We start from the raw sequence: 17060 nt of genomic DNA on the forward strand, positions 1-17060 counted from the left end.
ATTGCAGCGCAAACCGATTGCAGCCCCGTGATGAGATGGCGACAGACACATGACAGAGGATTTATCATGCAATGCATGGCGGAACGATGGCACGCACCGTCAGTCCAACCCTCGTATTGCACACTCCCCCAGCCTTATCTTGAAGCGAAAAACATGATCAGAGTTCTGTCCATTATTGCTGTACTGGGCTTGACCGGCTGCGCGACCGCCTCCAATACCTACCTGAAGGATGGCAAGCAAGGCTTGAGCATCGACTGCTCGGGCGAGGCCATGTCATGGGCCAGTTGCTATGAAAAGGCCGACGCCTCGTGCGCGGGCACCGGCTATGAAATCGTCGGCACCGATGGCACGCCACGTCCATCGGAAAGCGAGAAAACCCTCGGGCTGGACGTCGGCAACTACAAGAGCCGCAGTGTCCTGGTGGTCTGCAAGTAAGCGCCGGACTCAGCCCGAGATACAGGCTTCGGCGGATTCCTGCACATCCCGGAAACGGACAGGCAGGTTGGACAGGCGCTCATAGACCTTGATCGTGCTTCCGCCGGAGCGCTTCTCGACATCGACGACCGCCGCCGGGGCGCTGTTGAGCTTTTGCGCGACGATCAGCCGCAAGCCGTCGTGATGACGCTCAATAATCGGTGGCTCGCGGCTGTCGCCTATCTTGCCCACGAAACAATCGGCGTATTTCTGAGGGTTCTTTCCGGAAATCACGTTCAGGGTCGCAGGCGAATGCTCGATATCTTCGACGGTTGCGCATCCGGTCAACGCCAGCGCCAGGACTACAAGGGCCAGTTTCATGGCATCGCCTCCAGATTCAAAGGTGCTACGACAAGCACAACCGCAATTAGATCCCTGCTGGCACACTTTTTATGAAAAAGACGGCAATTAACATGCAATCAAGGGTAAATAGCGTGCCCCTCATGCTATCGTTTTGATTTTGCAGAAAAAGCCTCACTTCGGAGACACCCATGAAATTCGTACACCAGCGCGAGCACTTGAACGAGGACGATCTGGTCGTCATCGAATGCTCGCAAACGTGCAATATCCGCCTGATGAACGATGCGAACTTTCGCAGCTTCAAGAACGGTGGACGCCACACTTATCATGGCGGTGCTTTCGACAAGTTTCCGGCCAAGATCACCGTCCCCAGCACGGGCTTCTGGAACATCACCATCGATACAACCGGGCGCAAGCCAGACACCAAAGTGGTGCGCAAGCCGCAATTCACTCATTCGATCAAGATCGTCCGCCGCTCGGCCTCGCGCCTGAGCTGATGCCCAAGGAGTCCCTGTGACCAGTCCTGCCAGAACGACCAAATACGCCATCAGCTACAAACTCAATGGCGAACGCCGTTTCGAGTTCGCCCACTTGCAGTCCGCCTCGGTCGAGGAAGCCAGGGCTGAACTGGAAAAGATGCATGGCCAGAGCGGCGACCAGATCACCGACGTGAAAGTCAGCAAGGCGCTCTGAGCCTTGCCCGATGCACCTGACGGCCTGTCAGAGACAGCCGTCAAGGCCTCCTGAAGTACGCGATTTGACCGGACAGACCGCACGGTGCAGGTTCAGTGCGGTATTGATGATGCCAATGTGGCTGAATGCCTGGGGGAAATTACCCAGCATATGCCGGTGACGCGGGTCGTACTGCTCGGCCAGCAGCCCCACGTCGTTGCACAGGCCACATAACCGGCCGAACAATGCCTCGGCCTCCTGCTCCCTCCCCTGCAAGACATACACATCCGCCAGCCAGAACGAGCACACCAGAAAGGTCCCTTCCTCACCCGAGACGCCATCGTCACTGCGCTCGCTGTCATAGCGCAGCAACAGGCCATCCTGCATCAGTGTCTGCTCGATACGGTCCACGGTCGCCACGACCCTGGGATCGTTGGCAGGGAGAAACCCCGTCAGGGCGATCTGCAACAGGCTGGCATCCATCTCGGTCGCGCCATAGGTCTGCACAAAACAGCCCAGTTGCGGGTTGAAGCCATTGAGACAGACATCGGCATGGATCTGGTCCGCCACGCTCCGGTAATGCCGCGCCAGCTCCTGCTCCTCTTCCGTGTCGGCGGCGTGGGCCATTTGCGTGGCATTACGGTCGAAGGCCACCCAGGCCATGACCTTGGAATGGGTGAAATGGCGCGGCTCGGAGCGGATCTCCCAGATACCGGCGTCCGGCAAATGCCAGACACGCTCCAGAAAAGGCATCACCACCTTGGAAATCGCAATGCTGCGGGGATGCCGGGGCATGCCGCCCTTGAGCGCCTGAATCATGGCATCGGCCACTTCGCCGTAGACATCCAGCTGCCTTTGGGTCGAGGCCGCATTGCCGATGCGCACCGGTTGCGAGCCTCCGTAACCGCTCAGCCAGGGCAACTGATGCTCCATCAAGCGCCGCTCACCGCCCAGGCCATACATGATCTGGATCTGCTCGGGATTACCGGCCACCGAACGCAGCAACCAGTCGCGCCACTGTGTCGCTTCCTCGAAATACCCCAGGTTCATGAACGCCAGCAGCGTCATGGTCGCGTCTCGCAACCAGCAATAGCGGTAGTCCCAGTTACGCTCACCGCCCAGTTGCTCGGGCAATGAAGTCGTCACTGCCGCGACAATGCCGCCCGTGGGCTGGTAGGTCATGGCCTTGAGGGTAATCAGCGAGCGCTTGACCCGGGCCGTCCAGGGACCGACATCGGGGCAGCGGTCGGAAAACGTGCGCCACCAGGCTTCCGTCTGCTCCAGCGCCTGCTCGGCATCGACGCCGGGCAGTATGGGGTCGTATGACGGCTGATAAGCCAGGGTGAACACCTTGCGTTCCCCGGCCGAAACCTGAAAGTCACTGCCGGTGTGATGGTCATGGGGCCGCAGGGAAACCGGGCTGCGCAACACCAGCATTTCAGGCCCGGCCACCGCTGCCAGAGTATGCGGGTCCTTCTTTTCGACCCAGGGCACCGTACTGCCGTAATCGAAACGAATGGCCAGATCCATGCCGAACCGGACCTGCCCCTCGAGACCGGCCACGATCCGCACGACCTGATCGCCACCGCCCATGGGCATGAAGTCGATCAGCAAAGCGCTGCCGGTGGCAGTCTTGAACAGCGTTTCCAGGATCAGGGTTCCGTCACGGTAACGTCGCTCGACAGACTTGACTTCACCCTCCGGCGCGATCTTCCAGCGGCCATTGTCGCTGTCCCCCAGCAATGCCGCGAAACAGGCCGCCGCGTCGAAACGAGGGAAACACAGCCAGTCCAGCGAGCCATCCCGTCCGACCAGGGCAGCCGTCCGGCAGTTACCCAGCAATGCGTAGTCTTCAATCAGTGCAGCCATCCGAAAATGTCCGTCCTTACCGTAAACCTGTATGCCGGGTGCAGCCGGTCTCAACGTGCCAGGATGTAACGCTCGACAGCCAACGCCCAGCCGTCCTTCACATTGCTTTCGGTCACCCGGTCTGCCTGCCGTCGCACACTGGCATCGGCCTGCCCCATGGCGATGGACAACCCCGCCCGCTGGAACATCGCAACATCATTGTCGCCATCCCCCATGGCGGCCGTATGAACAAGCGCCACGTCCAGATAGTCGGCCAGGGTCGCCAGGGCGTCGCCCTTGTTGGCCGCCAGAGCCGTGACATCGAGGTAATAGGCCTGGGAGCGTGTTCCCTGGGCCAGCCCTTCGATCAACGGGTTAAGCTGCCCCTCCAGAGCCTCGATCAACCCGAAATCGGTGCCGGACGCCACGATCTTGTCGATGCGGTCCAGATACGGCTCGAAACTGTCGACCTGCACCGGCGCATACCCCAGGGCATGCCTCTCATGTGCGACATAAGCGCTGTCGGGGTCGAGCAGCAGCCATTGATCGTCGGCAAAGACCCAGACCGCAACGTCGTGACGGGCAAACAGTTCCAGACAAATGCGCGCAGCCTGCGGGTCGATGCGGTAGGCCGCCAGCAGGCTGCCATCAGGCTTGACGATCGCCCCGCCATTGAAGGCCACCGTGGGCAAGTCGAGCGCCAGGGCTTCGATGATGTGCCGCATCGCCCTCGGCGGACGGCTGCTGGCCAGCGTGAAATGCACACCGGCCTCACACAGCCGCCTGACCGCCTCGACAGTGCCCGGACTCAGGCTGTGATCGGGTTGCAACAAGGTGCCATCGATGTCGGACAGCAGGAAGCGAACGGAAGGCAGTGGACGTTCAGTCATCGATCTGCCGCCATTCACGCCCGTCGCGGGCCAGCAGGTCTACCGCGGCGGCAGGCCCGTCTTCTCCGGCCTTGTACAGCTGCACGGCGGGCGCTTCGGCCCAGGCATCCAGAAACGGCTGCACAGCGCGCCAGCCATTCTCGATATTGTCGGCTCGCTGAAACAGCGTCTGATCCCCGGTCAGGCAGTCGTAGATCAGGGTTTCGTAGCCGGTCGAGGGTTGCATCTCGAAAAAGTCCTTGTAGGCGAACCCCAGCTCGATGTCTTCCATTTCCAGGGTCGGCCCCGGACGCTTGGCAAACAGGTCGAACCAGACACCTTCGTTCGGCTGGATCTGGATCCGCAGGTAGTTGGGCTTGAGCCGGTCAACCTCGGTATCGCGGAACTGCGCATAGGGCGCAGGCTTGAAGCAAATGGCGATTTCGGTATCACGCGAACTCATGCGCTTGCCGGTGCGCAGATAGAACGGCACACCGACCCAGCGCCAGTTGTCGACCATGACCTTGAGCGCCACATAGGTTTCGGTCGTACTGTCGGCGGCGACACGGTCCTCTTCGCGATAACCGACAACGTCCCGGTCACCCATACGCCCCTGGGTGTACTGGCCGCGTACCGAATTGGCCAGAGCCTCTTCCCGGCTCCATGGACGAATCGCGCCGATGACCTTGGCCTTCTCTCCACGTACCGCATCGGCACCGAATGCCGCGGGAGGCTCCATGGCAACCATGGCCAGCAACTGAAACAAGTGATTGGGAACCATGTCCCGCAGAGCACCAGTGTGCTCGTAAAAACTGCCGCGGGTTTCGACACCCACGGTTTCGGCAGCTGTGATCTGTATGTGATCGATGTAATGGTTGTTCCAGAAAGACTCGAACAAGCCATTGGAAAAGCGGCTGACCAGAATATTCTGTACCGTTTCCTTGCCCAGATAATGGTCGATGCGATAGATCTGCTTTTCGCCCATCACCTTGAGCAAGCAGGCATTGAGCTCAACGGCGCTGGCCAGATCGGAGCCGAACGGCTTTTCGATCACGACACGCCGAAAAGCGCCCCCGGTTTCCGCCAGCAGGCCGGCAGCGCCGAGCCGCGTGGCAACCTCGCTGAAAAAGCGAGGTGCCGTAGCGAGATAGAAGACAGCATTTTCAGAGCCGGAGCTCTTGATCTTGCTGGCGATATCCCGATAAGTCGAATCATCGAGAAAATCACCCTGAACATAGCTGATGCGCCCGGCCAGCTTCCCCCAGAGTTCGGGGTCCAGCGCTGGCGCACCCTCTTCGGCCACCTTGCCGGCGGCCTCGTCGCGAATGAAATTCTCGAGCTTTTTTGCAAAGTCGGTGTCACTGATCGCATTGTGATCGACACCGACAATGTGCAGCCCTTCATCCACCAATCCGTCACGCGCCAGGTTGTAAAGCGCTGGCATCAGCAGGCGCTTTACAAGGTCACCATGAGCACCGAACAGAAACAGTGTCGTGGCCGGGGCAACCTCCGCCTTTTGCGCGGCCTTGCCGCGTGACAGACCCATTACTTGGGTTCCTTGTGACCACCGAAACCGAAGCGCATGGCAGAAAGCATCTTGTCTGCGTAAGAACTGGTCTGACGCGAACGGAAACGTGCAAACAGCGCACTGGACAACACCGGTACCGGCACGGCCTGCTCGATGGCAGCCTCGATGGTCCAGCGACCCTCGCCACTGTCAGCCACGGAACCGGAGAACGCATCCAGTTGCGGGTCCTTGGCCAGCGCATCGGCTGTCAGGTCCAGCAACCAGGACGACACCACGCTGCCGCGACGCCAGACTTCGGCGATATCGGCAGTGTTGAGGTCGAAGCGCTGCTCGGGCGGCAAATGCTCGGAGTTCTTCTGCTTGAGCAGATCGAAGCCTTCGGCGAAGGCCTGCATCATTCCGTACTCGATGCCGTTATGGATCATTTTCACGAAATGCCCCGAACCGGCCGGGCCTGAGTGGATATAGCCACGCTCGGCGCGGTCATCGTCAGACTTGCGATCACGGGTGCGTTCGATCGAACCATAGCCCGGGGCCAGGGTGGCGAACAACGGGTCCAGGCGTTCGACGATGGCGCTTTCGCCGCCGATCATCATGCAGTAACCACGCTCCAGGCCCCAGACACCGCCGGAAGTGCCGACGTCGACGTAGTGCAGACCTTTTTCAGTCAGCTCCTGGGCACGACGGATGTCGTCCTTGTAGAAGGTGTTGCCGCCGTCGATGATGACATCGTCGGCTTCCAGCAACTGGCTCAGCGCCTGAATGGTTTCTTCGGTCGGAGCCCCGGCCGGGAGCATGACCCAGACAGCACGTGGTTTTTCGAGTGCAGCCACCAGTGACGCGAGGTCATCGGCTGCCGTCGAACCTTCGTTGGCCAGGGCAGTGCGCGATGCTTCGTCGCGGTCATAGACCACAGTGGTATGGCCATCAAGCATCAATCGCCGTGCGATGTTGCCGCCCATGCGGCCCAGCCCAACAATCCCAAGTTGCATTAAAAGGTGCTCCTCATCTGTAAAAAGTTGCCTCACTTTCTTGATCCGGCACGCGATCCAGTGACACATGCAGGTTAGTCAAGAAAGGTCAGACATCGGTTCCCCAATGAAGGGGAGGCAGCACTCAGACCGCCGTTGTCGTGCATTTTGTCGCTAACGGGAACGGTTCGCGACAATTAAAAATAAAAAAGTTCCATTTCCGGGCAAAAGAATTCAAAATCGGTGCCGATAGAGAGGCAAGCAGCGGCGAGTCGGGGATCGATAGTCATTGCCAAGGGCCTTTCTGAGGTTGAATCCGCCATTTGCGAGGTGAGCAATGGGCACTGTACTACCAGCACTTGCACCACAAACCCTGTACGTCACTATCCGTCGCGACGAACTGCGCGCCCTGAAAGAAGAGCGTGAGCAGTTGCAGAACAAGGTCGCTCACTTGAGCCTGCTCCTGCAACAAGCCCAGCTGGCCGCTCCCGGCACAGCCCTGCAAGCCTGACAGGCTCGCATCCCCGTACTTCCCCGCCCAGTGGCAAGCCAGATCTCCGGCTTGCCCGCAGCAAGTCTCCCTTAAAGCGTTTTTTGCCAGAACATCGCACGGCCCATGTCAGGGTTCAACTGATAGCCGTCGAAGCCCTGCTTTCTATAAACGCCCTGCGCAGCCTCGTTGCCTTCGAGCACTTCCAGTGTCAGCTTGCAGCAACCTCGTTGACGGGCTATTTCCTCGACCTTGGTCAGCATTTTCTGACAGATACCCAGGCCACGGTAGTCGGACAGAACCACCACGTCATGAATGTTGACCAGTGGGCGACAGGCAAAGGTCGAGAAACCTTCAAAGCAGTTAACCAGCCCGACAGGCTCACCGGCAATGAACGCCAGTACGCTGAAAGCATGGGGACGCTTGGCCAGTTCGATGGCGAGCTGCTGACGAGTATCGACCGATAACGATTCACCACCCCCCATCACATCTTCGGCATAGTGATTCAAGACGAACCCAATCGCATCGGCATGGACCGGATTGGTGTAGCTCGCTTGCAGTACCAGCACCTCTGGGGCTTCCATTTCCAACCTCTTTATACGTCGACACAGTGTGATTCCATAAGGCAAGCACGCAGACAGGCAAGCCAAAGGCGTTCGATTCTATCGCGCCTTGGTCCAAAATGTTCCAGCGGTCACGTAGGAAATTTCTACCGCCGCCCAACGATAGAACGCCCCTCGCCCTCGGAAGAGGCATACAGCTCTTTCTTCGTCGTGAAAATGCGCAAAACCATTGCATTTTTCTTCCCGTTTTCCTGAGCCGATGACCGCTCATCGAACAATCCGACGACCGGTCACCCTCCTCTTTTTCCTGCCTGCCAGACGCACCAAAAAAACGCACCCTTATATCTTCAGGCTCATAAGGCCATCAGCAATTTGTCGCGAACGCCCATGCCAGACATTTCCCCGTAAAAAAGTCGAAACTTCTCCAAAACGGGTGGGTCATCTCCATAGAGCGCCTATGCTATGGGCTGACCATTGGCATTGGACTCATCCGTCCGATCTATCACTGCGTAAATCATAAACGGGTACTGATCTTGCGTAGTGCTTGTGTCGTCAGCCATAGGAAATGGCCAATAACAACGTCAAGTGCTGCACCAACACTGTGTTGAATGGGAGAAAACGATGATTAGCGCCGCGGTCAAAACCCAGAAGGGAGAGAGTTTTAATCAGCTGGCCAACGAGCTGACTCATCTGTCGTCATTAGCGGGTCCTACTGTTCCACTGCTGCAACTGCCCACCTCAACGTCACAACCCACTCTTTCCCAGGTCAACAGACGCAAGGTGCTGTTCGTGACCTCGGAACTGGCCGACCTGGTGAAAACCGGCGGGCTGGGCGACGTATCGGCGGCACTGCCACGCGCCATGCGCCATCTGCATGACGTTCGCGTGCTGATCCCCGGTTATCCGCAAGTGTTCAATAGCGGCAACCCGATCCACGTCATCAGTGAACTGGGGGGCTATGCCGCCTTGCCATCGTGCAAGATCGGGCGCATGGACATGAAGGACGGGCTGGTCATCTACGTCCTGATCTGCCCGGAGCTCTACGAGCGTGAAGGCACGCCTTATGGCGACAACAACGGCCGCGACTGGTCCGACAACCATATCCGCTTCGCCCGCCTGGGGCTGGCAGCTGCAGATTTCGCGGCCGGTGCCGTCAAAAGCCAGTGGTGCCCGGAGCTGGTCCATGCACACGACTGGCCGGCAGGCCTGGCCCCGGCCTACATGCGCTGGCGCGGACAGAACACACCCAGCATTTTCACCATTCACAACCTGGCCTACCAGGGCACGGTCAGCACCGCTTCAAGCCGCGAGCTGGGCATCCCCGACGAAGCCTTGAGCAGCAATGGCATGGAGTTCTACGGCAAGCTGTCCTTCATCAAGGCCGGCATGGCCTATGCCAGCCACATCACGACCGTCAGCGCGACCTATGCCAGGGAAATCACGACCCCGGCCTTTGGCTGCGGCCTGGAAGGCTTCCTGCAAAGCAAGGCCGACAAGGGCCAGCTCAGCGGAATCCCCAACGGCATCGACGCCAGCTGGGATGCCACCACCGATGAGCACCTGATCTGTCACTTCGCGCCCAATGAATGGCTGCGCAAGGAAATCAACGCCGATTACGTTCGCGAGCTGTTCGAGCTTGATCCCTCGACCGGCCCCCTGTTCGCCGTGGTTTCGCGACTGGTGTACCAGAAGGGACTGGACCTGACCATCGGTGTGGCCGAACACATCGTCAATCAGGGCGGACAGATCGCAATCATCGGGCGCGGCGAACCGGAAGAAGAAGACGCCATGCGCGCATTGGCCAGCCGTTTTCCCGGACGCATCGGGGTGCGTATCGGCTTCAATGAAACCGATGCCCGCCGCATGTTTGCCGGCAGCGACTTCCTGTTGATGCCCTCTCGCTACGAGCCATGCGGCTTGAGCCAGATGTACGCCCAACGCTTTGGTTCTCTGCCGGTTGCCCGCAATACCGGCGGTCTCGCCGACACGATTGAAGATGGCGTCACCGGTTTCCTCTTCAACGACTCCACCATAGAAAGCTACACCGAAGCCCTGAATCGCTCATTCAAGGTATTCGCCAATCCGGAGCTGCTCAACGCCATGCGCTGCCGTGCCATGGCCGCGCCATTCAACTGGCAGCAGGCTGTCGAACCCTATGCCGAGCTTTATCAGGACCTGTTGAAGAAGAATACGGCGGCTGCGGCTTACTACTGAGGAGAAGGGGCCACTGGATGCCTTTGCGTACAGACGATAACAGGTGCCACGGCGCCGTTCTGTTAGACCCTGAACACACGCGGTTTTCGATCTGGGCACCCGATGCCGGCCACGTAAGCGTCGAACTGGAAAATGGCCAGTCACTGGCCATGTCGGCCAGGCCCGATGGCTGGTTCGTGCTCGAAGCCCGCTGCAAGGCGGGCACTCGTTACCGTTACAGGATCGACAAGGGTCTGGAAGTTCCAGACCCCGCTTCCCGTGCACAGGCCGATGGCGTGCATTCGCACAGCATCGTGATCGATCATGGGGCCTATCAGTGGCAGCACGATCAATGGCAGGGCCGTCCCTGGCATGAGGCCGTGATCCAGGAACTGCATGTGGGCGTGCTGGGCGGTTATGCCGCCATGGAGAAATACCTTCCACGCCTTGCAAGGCTGGGTGTCACGGCCATAGAACTGATGCCACTGGCTCAATTCCCCGGTGATCGCAACTGGGGGTATGACGGCGTGCTGCCCTATGCGCCGCAGTCCTCCTATGGCACACCGGAACAACTCAAGCACCTGATCGATACGGCCCACGGCCATGGGTTGATGGTGATTCTGGATGTCGTCTACAACCATTTCGGGCCAGACGGTAACTACCTGGGCTGCTACGCCAAGGACTTCTTTCGCAGCGATGTGAAAACGCCCTGGGGCGATGCCATCGATTTCCGACGTCCACAAGTGCGTGACTACTTCATCGACAACGCCCTGATGTGGCTGCAGGACTACCGCTTCGACGGTCTGCGTCTGGATGCGGTACACGCCATCAACGATGACACCTTTCTTCCGGAGTTTGCCCGGCGGGTGCGGCAACGCATCGACAGGGAGCGGCATGTCTGGCTGACCCTGGAAAACGAATTCAATCAGGCCAGCCTGCTGGAGCAAGGCTTCGATGCCCAGTGGAACGATGACGGCCACAATACCCTGCATGTGCTGTTGACCGGCGAAACCGATGCCTACTATTCGGATTTCGCCCAGGAGCCGACGCAAAAGCTGGCCCGCCTGCTGAGCGAAGGTTTTGTCTATCAGGGTGAGGCGACCCGGCACGGGCATTGTCGGGGTGAGCCCAGCGGTCACCTCGCACCCGGTGCCTTCGTCCTGTTTCTGCAGAATCACGATCAGATCGGCAACCGCGCCCTGGGTGAGCGCCTGTCACAGCTTTGCCCGGCCCCGGCCCTCAAGGCGGCAACGGCTCTGCTCTTGCTATGCCCCATGATCCCCCTGATGTTCATGGGTGATGAATGGGCAGCGAGCGAGCCCTTCCTGTTCTTTACCAGCCACCACGGTGAACTGGCCGACGCGGTGCGCGAAGGACGACGCAACGAATTTGCCGACTTCGCGGCCTTTGCCGACCCCGAGCGCCGTGAGCACATCCCCGATCCCAACGACCCTCAGACCTTCGCCGACTCGCGCCCGGCCCTGGATGCACTGGAACTGGAAACCGACAAGGGCAACGACCACCGTAACTGGCTCGCTCTCTATCGGCAGTTGCTGGATATCCGCCATGACAAGATCGTTCCGCGTCTGCCGGGCAGTCGCGCTCTGGGCTGTGAAGTGCTGGGCCAGGGGGCCATCAGCGCTCGCTGGCTCATGGGAGACAACTCCGTTCTGCGCATCGACCTCAATATCAGCGGGCATCCGGTAGTGGCGCCGCGATGGGATGGCGCTACGCTTCTATTCGCCAGCCTGCCACATTCGGCAGAACTTTCCAGGCAAGGCACCCTCAATCCTTACTCGGCCATTGTCAGCCTGGCAGCAAGTGATGTTCTGGAGAAACGGGATGAGTAATGAGCAATTGGAGAGACTGGCCAGCGAAGCTGGCATTTCGGTGCATTGGGTCGATGCCAATGGTCGTCCGCAGGTCGTCAGTGACCAGGTGCTGCGCAAGGTGCTCGAAGCACTCGGCCATCGGACAGACAGCAGCGAAGCCATCGATGCCAGCCTGCAACAGTTGCAGAACGCCCTGCACGGTGCCAGCGCCCCGCCACTGCTGACGGTCGATCATGGCAGCAACCTGGACCTGTCGACATGGTTCGAGCCTGAAACCCCCTTTGTCCTGCACATGGAGGATGGCTCGCGACTGGCCGCCCGACTGACCGGCAATGCCGAACTGCCCGCCCTGGCGAACATCGGCTATCAACAGCTGGATATCGCCGGCCAGCACCTGACCATTGCTGTCGCCCCCAAAACCTGTTTCAGCATGGCCATGGCCACCGATGCCCACACCCCGCGTGCCTGGGGCCTGACCGTGCAGCTGTATGGCCTGCGTCGCGAAGGCGACGGCGGATTCGGCGATACCCAGGCGCTGGAAACCCTGGTGCGTTCGGCTGGCGAGCGAGGCGCCGATGCTCTGGCAATCAGCCCCATACACGCCATGTTTGCCAGCGACCCGCACCGCTACAGCCCCTACTCCCCCTCAAGCCGCCTGTTTCTCAACAGCCTTTACGCCTCACCGGGCATGATCCTGGGCGAGCGCGCCTGGCGTCAGGCCATTGAAGAGGCCGGTGTGGGCGATGAACTCAAACGCCTGGAAGACCTTCCCCTGATCGACTGGCCTGCGGCGGCCAGCGCCAAGTGGAAAGCCTTCCACACGCTGTACGAATCGTTCAGCTCCGGCGCTCATCCGCTGTTCGAGGACTTCAACAGCTTCCGCCACAGTGGCGGCGAAGCGCTTGAAAATCATTGTCGCTTCGAGGCCTTGCGCGCCGAATGCCCGAACATGGGCATCAGCGACAATTGGCATGACTGGCCGGACGAACTGAAAAACCCTCGCAGCGATGCGATTGCCCTGTTCGCCGCAGCCCACGGCCCGCAGATCGGCTTTCATGCCTTTGCCCAATGGCTGATTGCGCGCAGCCTGGAGCGTGCCCAGATCGCCGCCCGCAGCAGTGGCATGAGCGTCGGCCTGATCGCCGACCTTGCGGTGGGCGCAGACGGTGCCGGCAGCCAGGCCTGGAGTCGACAGGACGAGTTGCTGTCGGCCCTCACCGTCGGCGCACCGCCGGACATCCTCAACCGCGCCGGGCAAAGCTGGGGCATCTCGGCCTTTTCTCCCGAAGGTTTGAAACGCAATGGCTTCCGGGCTTTCATCGAGATGCTGCGGGCCAATTTCGCCCATGCCGGCGGCCTGCGCATCGACCATGTCATGGGCCTGCAACGCCTCTGGGTCGTTCCTCTGGGGTCGCCCCCCAGCGAAGGGGCCTACCTCAACTACCCTCTGGACGACATGCTGCGCCTGCTGAGCCTGGAGTCCTGGCGTCACAAGGCAATCGTGCTGGGCGAGGACCTGGGCACCGTTCCCGAAGGCCTGCATGACAAGCTGTCGGCCCGGGCGATTCTCGGGATGCGCGTTCTGCTGTTCGAGCAGCACAACGGGCACTTCAAACCTATCCTGGACTGGTCCAGCGAAGCCCTGGCCACCACCAGCACCCACGACCTGCCGACGCTGACCGGCTGGCTGAGCGAACTGGACATCGAGTGGAACGCACGCCTGGGCCATCTCGACGAACAAAGCGAGCGCCATTGGCGCGAAGAGCGCGCCCGTGAATACGATGGCCTGCGCCGGGCCTTGAGCCAGAACAACGACAACCTGCCCGCCGACACCGATGACTTCACCCGGATCATCGATGCCTGCATCCGTTATCTGGGCCACACCCGGGCACCGCTGGTCCTGTTGCCCCTGGAAGATGCCCTGGGCGTCCATGAGCAGGCCAACCTGCCCGGCACCATCGACAGCCACCCCAACTGGCGGCGTCGCCTGCCCGGCGACAGCGCCTCGCTACTCGACCATGAAGACGCTGCACGACGACTGGAGCTGCTGTCCCAATCCCGGCTGCAGGCTGCGGAGCGTGACCGATGACGATCCATGCAGGACCACTGCGGGCCACCCAGCGCCTGCAATTCCACAAGGACTTCACCCTCGACGATGCCGTCCCGCTGGTCCCCTACTTCGCCAGCCTGGGCATCAGCCACCTCTATGCATCGCCGCTGCTCAAGGCCCGCGCCGACTCCATGCACGGCTATGACGTCGTCGACCCGACCCTCATCAATCCCCAACTGGGCGGCGAACCGGCGTTGCGCCGTCTGGTGCAAGCCCTGCGCGCCAACGGCATGGGGCTGATCCTCGACATCGTGTCCAACCACATGGCCGTCGGCGGCTCGGACAATCCCTGGTGGCTGGACCTTCTGGAATGGGGGCGCGGCAGCCCTTATGCGAACTTCTTCGACATCCAGTGGAATTCGCCCGACCCGTTGCTCGAAGGCCAGTTGCTGCTGCCGTTCCTGAGCAGCGACTACGGGGCGATGTTGCAGGCCGGTGAGATCCCGTTGTGCTTCGATGCACAACATGGCGCATTCCATATCGAGCACTACCAGCATCACTTCCCCATCAACCCCACGACATACGGCCCTCTGCTGCATGCCTGCGCCCACCCGCAACTGACCGAGCTGGGCCAGCGTTTTTCTGCACTCAATCAATATCCCCAGGCCTATGAGCGTGCCCGTCAGGCCAAGGCCGAGCTGGCAGAACTGGCCAGGACGCCGGAAATCCTGCACGCCATCGAACAGGGCATTGCGCAGTTCGACTCGCGCCAGCCCGAAGGTTTCGAGCGATTGCATCATTTGCTGGAGCGTCAGCATTATCGGCTGGCCAGCTGGCGTACCGCAGGCGACGACATCAACTGGCGGCGCTTCTTCGACATCAATGAGCTGGGTGGCCTGCGGGTCGAGCAGCCGGTGGTCTTCGAGGCCACCCACGGCAAGATTTTCCAGCTGATCGCCGAAGGCCTGGTCGACGGCCTGCGCATCGATCATATCGACGGCCTGGCCGACCCGCGTGGCTACTGCCGCAAGCTGCGCCGCCGGGTGCAAGGCTTGCTGAGCCAGCGCCCGCCCCATGCGGCGCTCGACCACCTGCCGATCTTCGTCGAAAAGATTCTGGGCCCCGACGAGCCATTGCGCGATGACTGGAGCGTGGACGGCACCACCGGTTACGAATTCATGAACCAGGTGTCCCTGCTGCAACACGATCCCAGGGGCCAGCCCCCCCTGGCCGATCTCTGGAGCCAGCAGACCGAACGCACCGCGGACTTTACCCAGGAAGTCCTGCAAGCCCGCGATCTGGTCCTGCACGGCAGCCTTGCAGGCGATTTCGAGAATGTGGCCCAGACCTTGTTGCAAGTGGCGCGCAGCGACCTGATGAGCCGCGACCTGACCCTGGGCGCCATACGCCGCGCATTGCTGGCCCTGGTGGTGAACTTCCCCATTTATCGCACCTACATCAGCGTCTGCGGGCGCTCGGAACAGGACGAGCATTTTTTCCGGCAGGCCATGCAGGGCGCACGCTCGACCCTGAACGAAGGTGACTGGCCGGTTCTGGACTACCTGCAACGCTGGCTCGGTGGCGAACCGTGGCGAAAGCGACCCCGCGGACACTTGCGCACTCTGCACCGAACCGTCTGCACACGCTTTCAGCAACTGACCTCCCCCGTGGCTGCCAAGTCCGTAGAAGACACCGCCTTCTACCGCTCGGCCGTGCTGTTGTCGCGCAATGACGTGGGCTTTGACCCGCAACACTTCAGCGCGCCGGTGGAAGCCTTCCATCAAGCCTGCCAACAACGTCACGAGAAATTTCCGGACAATCTGCTGGCAACGGCGACCCACGACCATAAACGCGGCGAAGACACTCGCGCACGTCTGGCCGTGCTCAGTGAATGTGCGGGCTGGTACGTTGAGCAGGTCGAACGCTGGCGACAGCTGGCGATCCCGCTCAAGGGCGAAGAGCCCATCATCAGTGCAGGCGATGAGCTGATGCTCTATCAAGCGCTGCTGGGAAGCTGGCCACTGGAGATGGAAAGCGGGCAGGAATACGAAGCCTATGCCCAACGCATGGTGCAATGGCAGGAAAAAGCCCTGCGTGAAGCCAAGCTGCAAAGCAGCTGGAGCGCGCCCAACAGTGCGTATGAAGGCGCTTGCCGGGACTTTCTCCAGAACCTGTTGCTCGCTCCCGAAGCCCTGGCCCTGCGTCAGTCACTGGGAGCGACCGCCAATCGCATTGCCACGGCGGGTGCCCTCAACAGCCTGGCACAGACCCTGCTCCGTCTGACCGTGCCGGGCGTACCCGATCTGTATCAAGGCACCGAATTCTGGGATTTCAGCCTGGTGGACCCGGATAACCGCCGTCCGGTGGATTACGCCGCACGCCGACAGGCACTGGCTGAAGCCGGGGACATGGCCGGGCTGCTGAACCACTGGCAGGACGGCCGGGTCAAGCAAGCGCTGATAGCGCAGGTACTGAACCTGCGCGCCAGACATTCAACACTGTTCAGCCAGGGGGAATACCTGCCCCTGCAGGTGGCTGGCAGTCATGCAGAGCATGTCGTGGCTTTCGCTCGTGTATGGGAGGGCGAGCGCGCCATCGTTGTTGTACCACGCACAAGCAGTGAACTATTGGGCACTGCGCAAACTCCATTCATTACTGCTGCCAATTGGGGTGATACACGAATCATTCTACCGTTCGCTGATTCATATCCAGAATGGAAGGGCCTCTTTTCTGACGTCGTAGTTATAAATGACAGGGAAATACAGCTCCGTTCAGCGCTCAAGGAATTTTCTGTGAACCTGCTTATTCAAACTATGTAATACCTGGGAGTGTCGAGATGAGTGCCGACGAAAAAAGAATTCGCGAATTTGCTTATCAGATATGGGAATCGGAAGGAAAGCCCGCCGGACAGGAAAAGCGCCATTGGGAAATGGCCCGTAAACTGGCAGAGGCCGAAGCACTGGCCCCGGACAAGACCATCGCCAGCAAGGCCAACAAACCCAAGCTGCCCAAGGTCGATGCGGCCCCCAAGACCGCCTCGCCGAAACCGGCCGTAAAGGCAGCCCCGGCAGCCAAACCCAAGGCAGCGCCGAAACCCAAGCCCCCTGCGGCGTCCACCCAGGCAGAACAACCGCCCAAGCCTGCGGCGAAGAAACCACGAAAGCCATCGGCAACCTGAAACAGCAAAAGCCTGTTACTTGCTTACTGCCGCAGGCACCGCGCCAGACACGCGCGCGCCCTGCGGCACATCCGGCATCTTTATTCCGCAGT

15 protein-coding genes are annotated in these 17060 nt (G+C 60.5%); 9 read left to right on the forward strand and 6 right to left on the reverse strand.

Annotation, left to right across the window (positions count from 1 at the left end):
- The first annotated feature begins 153 nt into the window (after positions 1-153).
- Positions 154-435 (forward strand): hypothetical protein, encoded by a 282-nt coding sequence (locus tag ACIPY9_RS09825; protein ID WP_400699978.1) that lies wholly within the window; start codon positions 154-156, stop codon positions 433-435.
- A gap of 9 nt (positions 436-444) precedes the next feature.
- Here ACIPY9_RS09825 and ACIPY9_RS09830 read toward each other — a convergent pair whose 3' ends face one another.
- On the reverse strand, positions 445-795 hold the full coding sequence (locus ACIPY9_RS09830; protein WP_400699979.1) for a hypothetical protein: 351 nt from the start codon (positions 793-795) through the stop codon (positions 445-447).
- A gap of 170 nt (positions 796-965) precedes the next feature.
- Here ACIPY9_RS09830 and ACIPY9_RS09835 point away from each other — a divergent pair, with 170 nt between their 5' ends.
- The gene (locus ACIPY9_RS09835; protein WP_400699980.1) at positions 966-1271 is read left to right on the forward strand and encodes a DUF1883 domain-containing protein; all 306 of its coding nucleotides are present in this window, start codon (positions 966-968) and stop codon (positions 1269-1271) included.
- A gap of 16 nt (positions 1272-1287) precedes the next feature.
- Positions 1288-1467: a hypothetical protein gene (locus ACIPY9_RS09840; RefSeq protein ID WP_400699981.1), complete on the forward strand. Its 180-nt coding sequence runs from the start codon at positions 1288-1290 to the stop codon at positions 1465-1467.
- Positions 1468-1494: 27 nt separating this feature from the next.
- Here ACIPY9_RS09840 and ACIPY9_RS09845 read toward each other — a convergent pair whose 3' ends face one another.
- Genes ACIPY9_RS09845 through gnd form a run of 4 tightly spaced genes read right to left on the reverse strand, consistent with a single transcriptional unit; the run spans position 1495 to position 6683 of the window.
- Positions 1495-3315: a glycoside hydrolase family 15 protein gene (locus ACIPY9_RS09845; RefSeq protein ID WP_400699982.1), complete on the reverse strand. Its 1821-nt coding sequence runs from the start codon at positions 3313-3315 to the stop codon at positions 1495-1497.
- A 50-nt stretch (positions 3316-3365) separates the two neighbouring features.
- Positions 3366-4184: an HAD family hydrolase gene (locus ACIPY9_RS09850; protein WP_400699983.1), complete on the reverse strand. Its 819-nt coding sequence runs from the start codon at positions 4182-4184 to the stop codon at positions 3366-3368.
- Complete coding sequence (gene zwf, locus ACIPY9_RS09855) at positions 4177-5709, reverse strand: glucose-6-phosphate dehydrogenase (protein ID WP_400699984.1); 1533 nt, start codon at positions 5707-5709, stop codon at positions 4177-4179. Before zwf ends, ACIPY9_RS09850 begins: the two co-directional genes overlap by 8 nt.
- Positions 5709-6683 (reverse strand): phosphogluconate dehydrogenase (NAD(+)-dependent, decarboxylating), encoded by a 975-nt coding sequence (gene gnd, locus ACIPY9_RS09860; RefSeq protein WP_400699985.1) that lies wholly within the window; start codon positions 6681-6683, stop codon positions 5709-5711. Before gnd ends, zwf begins: the two co-directional genes overlap by 1 nt.
- Positions 6684-6999: 316 nt before the next feature.
- On the opposite strand from gnd, the gene ACIPY9_RS09865 reads away from it, so the two are divergent.
- On the forward strand, positions 7000-7173 hold the full coding sequence (locus ACIPY9_RS09865) for a DUF6026 family protein (RefSeq protein ID WP_400699987.1): 174 nt from the start codon (positions 7000-7002) through the stop codon (positions 7171-7173).
- Between the two features lie 71 nt (positions 7174-7244).
- Here the strand turns inward: ACIPY9_RS09865 and ACIPY9_RS09870 are convergent, their stop codons facing one another.
- The gene (locus ACIPY9_RS09870; RefSeq protein ID WP_400699989.1) at positions 7245-7736 is read right to left on the reverse strand and encodes a GNAT family N-acetyltransferase; all 492 of its coding nucleotides are present in this window, start codon (positions 7734-7736) and stop codon (positions 7245-7247) included.
- A gap of 600 nt (positions 7737-8336) precedes the next feature.
- On the opposite strand from ACIPY9_RS09870, the gene glgA reads away from it, so the two are divergent.
- The 5 genes from glgA to ACIPY9_RS09895 are packed head-to-tail and all read left to right on the forward strand — an operon-like array spanning position 8337 to position 16968.
- Complete coding sequence (glgA, locus tag ACIPY9_RS09875; RefSeq protein ID WP_400699991.1) at positions 8337-9929, forward strand: glycogen synthase GlgA; 1593 nt, start codon at positions 8337-8339, stop codon at positions 9927-9929.
- A gap of 17 nt (positions 9930-9946) precedes the next feature.
- Entirely contained in the window at positions 9947-11758 is a 1812-nt protein-coding gene (gene treZ / locus ACIPY9_RS09880) for a malto-oligosyltrehalose trehalohydrolase (protein WP_400699993.1), read from the forward strand.
- On the forward strand, positions 11751-13829 hold the full coding sequence (gene malQ / locus ACIPY9_RS09885; protein ID WP_400699995.1) for a 4-alpha-glucanotransferase: 2079 nt from the start codon (positions 11751-11753) through the stop codon (positions 13827-13829). Before treZ ends, malQ begins: the two co-directional genes overlap by 8 nt.
- Positions 13826-16609 (forward strand): malto-oligosyltrehalose synthase, encoded by a 2784-nt coding sequence (locus ACIPY9_RS09890; RefSeq protein ID WP_400699997.1) that lies wholly within the window; start codon positions 13826-13828, stop codon positions 16607-16609. Before malQ ends, ACIPY9_RS09890 begins: the two co-directional genes overlap by 4 nt.
- A gap of 17 nt (positions 16610-16626) precedes the next feature.
- Positions 16627-16968: a DUF2934 domain-containing protein gene (locus tag ACIPY9_RS09895; RefSeq protein ID WP_400699999.1), complete on the forward strand. Its 342-nt coding sequence runs from the start codon at positions 16627-16629 to the stop codon at positions 16966-16968.
- Positions 16969-17060: the final 92 nt, after the last annotated feature.

Source organism: Pseudomonas sp. NPDC089734 (assembly GCF_044748865.1).
GTDB lineage: Bacteria > Pseudomonadota > Gammaproteobacteria > Pseudomonadales > Pseudomonadaceae > Aquipseudomonas.